Source organism: Rathayibacter rubneri (assembly GCF_023743255.1).
Classification (GTDB): Bacteria; Actinomycetota; Actinomycetes; order Actinomycetales; family Microbacteriaceae; genus Rathayibacter; species Rathayibacter rubneri.
Window position 1 is genome coordinate 1 of the sequence record NZ_JAMRYM010000195.1, and the last position, 1,487, is coordinate 1,487.

Here is a 1,487-nt window from a genome sequence, read left to right on the forward strand (position 1 = left end):
GGCGAGCGGCACGTCCTCGGACTGCTCGGCGCCCCACTCCAGCGCCCGGGTCAGCGCGGCGGCGGCCGAGCTGTCCTCCTGGTACGGGCTCGGCGACGCGTCGGCGGCGACCACCGCCGAGGAGCTCGACGACGACTCCGAGCGCGGTGACGCGGTGTTCACCGACGGACTGGCTCCGCTCGTCGAGACGCTGCTCGAGGACGTGGAGGTCTCGCTCCGCGCCTCCGTCAGCGGCATCGGCTACGACGAGGAGGGCGCGAGCGTGCGCCTCGCGACGGGGGAGTCGTTCTCGGCCGACCGGGTCCTGGTCACCGTGCCGATCGGCGTGCTCAAGACCGACGCGATCGTGTTCGATCCGCCGCTGCCGTTCGCGCACCGCACCGCGATCGCGGCGATCGGCTCCGGAGTCGTCGAGTCGCTCTGGCTGCGCTTCGACGAGTCCTTCTGGGACGCCGACGTCGACGCCGTGTCGGCCGTGCGCTGGTCGCTGGTCGGCTCGGAGGCGGGGATCACGGAGTGGGTGAACCTGCAGCCGGTCACGGGCGAGGCCGTGCTGATCGGGCTCGTCGGCGCGGATCAGGCCCTGTCGCTCCAGTCGCTGAGCGACGAGGAGCTGCTCACGGTCGCGGTGACGGCGCTGGAGCCGTTCGCCGTCGTCCCCGACTGAGCAGCTCGCGCAGCCTCGAGAACCCGCCCCGCCACTCCGCCGTCCGCGCGGCCCCGAGCGGCCGCACCCGGCTGAGCGCGATCATGAACGCGGCGATGCCCGAGATGAGCCCGAGCACGATCACGTCGTAGACGACGTACATGACCGGTCCGTCGACCTGGTCGGGGTCGAGGAAGAAGTAGGGGTACCAGCCGATCAGGGCGCCGCGCACGAGCGTGATCACGCCCCAGACGATCGGGAAGCCGAGCACCGTCAGCGCCCCGCGCCACGGGACCGGACGGCGCCCGGGGCCCAGGATCCAGTCGAGCAGCGCGAGCGTCGGGATCACGAAGTGCAGCAGCGCGCTGGACCACGGCACGTCGACGCGCACTCCGCGGTTGCCCGCCTCGACGGCGATCAGTCCGAACACGATGCCCGACACGATCATGTAGGTCAGGACCAGCGCGCGGACGGTGCTGAGCCAGCGCGGCTCGCGGGGGCGGGCGAGGGCGACGAGGCCCGAGAGGCCCAGGAGCACGACCCCGGCCATGTTCGACTGGGTGGTGAAGTACGCGAAGAAGTTGTCGATCTGGAACGCGCGGAAGCCCAGCGTGTAGAGGAAGTCGGCGATCAGGCCCACGACGCCCAGACCCGCGAGCGCGAGTCGGAGGATCGCGAACGCCTTCCGCACACCCGCTCCGATCCGTCGTCACCTGAGTCCGGCGGGCCGGACGTCCGTGCGATTCTACGGTCGCCCTCCTCCGAGGTCTCCGGGCGGGCGGTCCGGGGCGACCGTAGAATCGCACGGACGTCCGGCCCGCCGGACTCAGGTGACGACGGA

Annotated in this window: 2 protein-coding genes; one reads left to right on the forward strand and one right to left on the reverse strand. The window is 71.9% G+C overall.

Annotation, left to right across the window (positions count from 1 at the left end; all coding sequences use genetic code 11):
• Window positions 1-667, forward strand: a 667-nt coding sequence (locus tag NB037_RS19250; RefSeq protein WP_251948662.1) for an FAD-dependent oxidoreductase, incomplete at its 5' end; no start/stop codon positions are given.
• Here the strand turns inward: NB037_RS19250 and NB037_RS19255 are convergent.
• Window positions 618-1,337: a Pr6Pr family membrane protein gene (locus tag NB037_RS19255; RefSeq protein ID WP_251948664.1), complete on the reverse strand. Its 720-nt coding sequence runs from the start codon at window positions 1,335-1,337 to the stop codon at window positions 618-620. The two genes, NB037_RS19250 and NB037_RS19255, sit on opposite strands and share 50 nt — an antisense overlap.
• Window positions 1,338-1,487: the final 150 nt, after the last annotated feature.